Annotated in this window: 4 protein-coding genes; 2 read left to right on the top strand and 2 right to left on the bottom strand. The window is 63.7% G+C overall.

The genetic code is table 11. The features are described from left to right. Window positions 1-84: 84 nt before the first annotated feature. Both ABEL04_RS09470 and ABEL04_RS09475 read left to right on the top strand, forming a co-directional pair. Window positions 85-2,718: a TonB-dependent receptor domain-containing protein gene (locus ABEL04_RS09470; protein WP_375802148.1), complete on the top strand. Its 2,634-nt coding sequence runs from the start codon at window positions 85-87 to the stop codon at window positions 2,716-2,718. 17 nt (window positions 2,719-2,735) lie between these two features. After that, a complete protein-coding gene (locus ABEL04_RS09475) occupies window positions 2,736-3,686 on the top strand; it encodes a DUF4249 domain-containing protein (RefSeq protein ID WP_375802149.1) in 951 nt (316 codons plus the stop codon). 67 nt (window positions 3,687-3,753) lie between these two features. Here ABEL04_RS09475 and nadA read toward each other — a convergent pair whose 3' ends face one another. Then, a complete protein-coding gene (gene nadA, locus ABEL04_RS09480) occupies window positions 3,754-4,851 on the bottom strand; it encodes a quinolinate synthase NadA (protein ID WP_375802150.1) in 1,098 nt (365 codons plus the stop codon). Between the two features lie 67 nt (window positions 4,852-4,918). Next, window positions 4,919-5,256, bottom strand: a 338-nt coding sequence (locus ABEL04_RS09485; protein WP_375802151.1) for a nicotinate-nucleotide diphosphorylase, incomplete at its 5' end; no start/stop codon positions are given.

Here is a 5,256-nt window from a genome sequence, read left to right on the forward strand (position 1 = left end):
CCAGCGTGTCCTATTTTCCTCCAGCATCGATGAGTGGAGCGCCCTCGTCGCTAGCTCCATCTTCGTTGACCTTTCAGTTCCCCGATGGCCCTCCCCCTCGACATGCGCTCGTCCGACACGGCAATGGTTGGCGCAATGCTCTGCCTGATTGTCGGACTTCTCCCCTGCGCCGCTGCCTCCGCCCAGTCCTCCCCAGCTACGAGGGATTCCTCGGCCGCGTACACCTTCCACGTCGAGAACCTCCCGCTCCCCGAAGCGCTCAACCGCTTCACGGCCGAGACCGGGATCGATCTGATCTACGCAACGAACCTCGTCTCCGGAAAAACCGCCCGGTGCCACATTGAGAAGACCTCGGCCCGAGAAGCCCTGACGTGTCTCCTCCTCGGCACCGGCGTGGTGGCCGAGCGGCGCGGCCCTGGCCGGTTTATACTCGTCCCGCGGCCCGACGACGCCCTGCACACCCTCAGCGGCTTCGTGGTGGACGCCGAAAGCGGAGAGGCGCTCGTCGGCGCCAACCTGTACGTGCCGGCACTGCGCCGAGGGACGTCCACCAACCAGCAGGGATTTTACAGCCTCACCCTGCCCGCGGACTCGGTGCAGCTCGTGGTCTCGTACCTCGGCTACGAGCGGACCGTCCTCCCGATCGCCCTCCAGTCCGACCGCCGCCGCACCATCGAGCTTTCGCGCGCCGCGGTGCAGGCGGGGAGCCTGGAGGTCACCGCCGAGCAGACGCCCCTCCAGCAGACCACCCGCACCAGCACCATCGAAATTACGGGGGACCGGGCCAAGCAGACGCCGACGCTCCTCGGGCAGACGGACGTGCTGAAGACGCTACAGTTGCTGCCGGGCGTGCAATCGGGCAACGAGGGCACCAGCGGCCTCTACGTGCGCGGCGGCACACCGGACCAGAACCAGATCCTGCTCGACGGGGCGCCCCTCTACAACGCGTCACATCTATTCGGATTCCTCTCGGTCTTCAACCCCGACATCGTACAGAACGTGCGTATCACGAAGGGCGGCTTTCCCGCTCGGTACGGGGGACACCTTTCGTCGGTCGTGGAGGTGAACACGGAAAATGGGAATCGAAAATCGTACGAGGTCGAAGGGAGTCTGGGACTCGTGGCGTCTCGCCTCACAATCCAGGGTCCTATTCAGAAGGGAACGACATCGTTTCTGCTAGCCGGCCGCCGCACGTACGCCGATCTCGCCATCCGTCCACTCGTCGACAACCTTGACGTCAGCTATCATTTTTACGACGTGAACGCCAGGCTCAACCATCGTGTATCCCCGTCGGATCGCCTCTCCCTCAGCTTCTACACTGGGAATGATCGGTATCGGGACTTCGGGTCGTCCTCAAGCAAGTTTGGATGGGGGAATGTTACGTCTACGCTTCACTGGAGCCACGTCTTCGGCGGCCAGCTGTTTGGAAGCGCGACGATGCGCTACAGCCGGTATCAGTTTGCGGTCAACGCGAAGAGCAGGACGCAGGGCGAGCGCTACCGTCTCCGCTATCGGTCCGGCATCCGCGATGTCGGCCTCAAGGTCAACCTCGATTACACCCCCTCCCCGCACCATTCTCTGCGGACCGGAATCGACCTCACGCATCATCGATTCTGGCCCGGGGCCACCCAGTATCGCTACAGTCAAGGCTCGGGAGCAGCCGTCGACACCACCCTTGCCCCATCCGATCCGGTGCGCGCCCTGAACGCGAGCGTCTATGTAGAGGACAAGATCACGTGGACCGACCGCCTCAAGACGAATGTGGGCCTCCGTGCCACCGGATTTCTCGTAGAGGGCACGAGCCACCTGTCGCTGCAGCCCCGCATCTCGGCCCGCTACCTGCTCCCCAGCGGCTGGGCACTGAAAGGCTCGTACTCGCACATGTCCCAGCCCATCCACCGGCTTACGAACACCTCAGTGGGGCTACCCACAGACCTGTGGGTCTCCTCCACCGCCGAAGTGCCCCCGGAGCGCGCCCACCAGGTGACCCTCGGCACGGCCCGCTCGTTCCGAAACCGGACCTACGAGGTTCGCCTGATCGGCTACGGAAAAATCATGCAGGGATTGCTGGAGTACGAGCAGGGCGCGGCCTTCACCCTCGCCACCGACACCAACTGGGAGGATCAGATAGAGACCGGCCGAGGATGGTCGTACGGGGCCGAAGTGCTGTTGCGCCGCACCCGCGGCCAAACGACCGGATGGCTCAGCTACACGCTCTCCTGGACGCGGCGCCAGTTCGAGGCCCTGAACGACGGGGAGCCGTTTCCCTTCCGCTACGACCGCCGCCACGACCTCACCGTCACGGCTACGCGCCAGCTCACTGGCGTCACGTCAGTCACCGCCACTTGGACCTACCGTACGGGAAAAGCAGTGACTCTACCGGACGCCCGATACCGGACCTTGGACCTTGGGGCACCCCTTCCGGTGCCGGACTATCCAAATAGATCTGTCCCCCCAATGTACTTCACTACTGTACAGTCGTACGGCTCTCGCAACGGGTATCGGATGCGGGCCTACCATCGGCTCGATCTGGGACTCAGCTTCAAGTGGGGCGACCCTGACGGCTTCCACGCCTTGAAGGTCGGCGTCTACAATGCCTACAACCGAACGAATCCCTATTTCCTCCGGACCGACAGGGATACGGGGAACGGTCTGGAGGTGCGCTCTGTCACGCTCGTTCCGGTCCTCCCCTATCTCAGCTACCGGTTCAAATTCTAAACTGGCGCTTGCGAGCCATGCTACGACGCATTTGTCGGACCTGCCCAGATGTTCTCCTCGTCCTACTGGGTGGACTGGTGGCTACGTTGTGGGGGTGCGACCTTCAGCGGACCGTCGACGTGAAGGACCCGAAGCACGAATCCGTGCTCGTTGTCAACAGCGAAGTGAAAGCGGGCAGACCCTGGCGGGTCGACGTGAGCCGATCGGTAGGGGCCTTCGAGGCGGGCAACCCGCAGGACTCGACCAGGACTGTGACCGACGCCACAGTGACGGTTCTCCACAACGGAACGACACTCGGGCAACTCCCGCTCGACTCACTCGACCAATATTCAACGAGGCAGTTCACACCGAAGCCTGGAGAGCGGTACACTGTCCATGTTCAGGCCCCCACCCTTCCCTCCGTCAGAGCCACTGATCGCGTGCCGCGGATGCCACCACTGCGTCTGGCGTCCGAGCCAGCGGAACAGGGAGTTCAGGATTACAATCGCGTTCTTCGACTCACAATTGATGACCCGTCGACGACCAACAACTACTATCACGTTGCCCTCAAGAAGCGGCAGTTCATCCGGGACAGCACCGGAATCTCCTCCTTTACGTACGAGACACAGTTCCAAACCCGCAATCCCTCGGTCCTCAACGAGATGGATGGGGACCTTGCCGAGACGAATGCCTACACGGGCAACACCGCCGTCTTTACAGATGCGTTGTTCGACGGTACGGAGCAGGTAATCGCGCTCCGTGTCCAAGATGAACTATATGGTGACACAATCCGGGTTGAGTACGTGCTTTTTGTCTCGGCCCTGAGCGAGAACGCCTATCGCTTCTCCCACACGAAGCGCCTCTACAAACGTACTCGGGACAACCCCTTCGCCGAACCGGTGGACGTGCATAGCAACGTGGAGGGCGGCTACGGCATCGTTGCGGCCCGCCATACCGACACACTAACAGTAGCGGTGACTCCCGATTAGCGGAACCGACCCGGCGCCCAACGACCCCTCTCGGTCCGCCCCCACCCATACACCAGCACACCAAAAGCTACCCAATCTCCAACATCCGCTCCACGGCCTCCAGCGCCCGGACGCGGACCTCCTCCTCGATCTCGATCTGGTACTGATTGTTCGCCAGGTTGCGGTGCGTGTCCTGCAGGGTAATCTGGTTCATGTGGGGGCACCGCTGCCAGCACATCCGCAGCAGGTTCTTGTCGGGGTTCTCGCCCATGATGTTGTCCCCCATCGAGCACTCCGTGAGCAGGAGGTAGCTCTCCGCGTCGGTCTCCTCCACGTACTCGATCATCGACGAGGTGCTGCCGGAGTGGTCGGCCTCCGCCACGACCTCCGGGCTGCACTCGGGATGGGCCAGCACCACCGTGTCGGGGTGCTCCTCACGGGCCTGCTGCACGTCCTCCACCTGAAACATCTCGTGGACCACGCAGCGCCCCTCCCACCCGATCAGGTCCGCGTCGGCCGCCTCGGCCGGAGCCCCGTCGCCGCTCGCCGGCGCGCCGTCGCCGCCCACGTCCTTCCGCTCGCGCTTCTGGGGGAAAAGCACGTCTGTGCCCGTCTCCTGCGCCACGTTCTGCGCCAGGAACTCGTCCGGGATGAAGATGACCGTGTCCGAGTCGAGCGACTCCACGACTTGTGCCGCGTTGCTGGAGGTGCAACACACGTCGCTCTCGGCCTTCACGTCGGCGTACGTGTTCACGTACGTGACGACCGGCAGGCCGGGATAGCGCTCGCGCAGGCGCCGCACGTCCTCCGCCGTGATGCTCTCGGCGAGGGAGCAGCCCGCCTCCTCCGCGGGCAGGAGCACGGTCTTGTTGGGGTTTACGATCTTGGCCGTCTCCGCCATGAAGCGGACGCCACAGAACACAATCGTGTCGGCCTCCGCCTCCGCGGCGCGGCGGCTCAGCTCCAGCGAGGAGCCGGTGAAGTCGGGGATCGTGTGGAAGAGGGCCGGCTCCATGTAGTTGTGGCCCAGGATGACCGCGTTTTGCTCCTGCTTGAGCTCGTTAATTTCGGCGGCAAGTTCGGCCTTGTGCCGGAGCTCACGGTCGCTGGGCACGTCTTCGAGGCGCTCCTCGAGCACGTCGCAAAGCGGATCGGGGTCGGTAAGAGTCGCGGCGTCGTTTCTCATGACAGATCGAAGCGTTCGTCGATGAAGGAGTCGGGATACAACGTCGTTCTGAAAAGCCGAGCTTTCGTTAGGCGGCGCGAATGCTCACGTCGAACGCCTCGGCCGAATGGGTGAGGGCACCCACCGAAATGGCGTCGACGCCCGTCTCGGCGACGGCCTGGACCGTGTCGAGCGTCACCCCGCCCGAGGCCTCGAGCGGCACGCGCCCGTCGGTCCGCTCTACGGCCCGGCGCAGCGCATCGAGGTCCATGTTGTCGAGTAGGATGTAGTCGGGCGAAAGGGCCAGTGCTTCATCCAGTTCGTCGAGCGTCGTGACCTCCACCTCGATCGGGTACGCGTCGCCGTGTGTCTCGCGGGCCCGTTGCACAGCGTTCGTGATGCCGCCGGCGCCATCGATGTGGTTGT

It is taken from the genome of Salinibacter sp., from assembly GCF_042218895.1.
GTDB lineage: Bacteria > Bacteroidota > Rhodothermia > Rhodothermales > Salinibacteraceae > Salinibacter.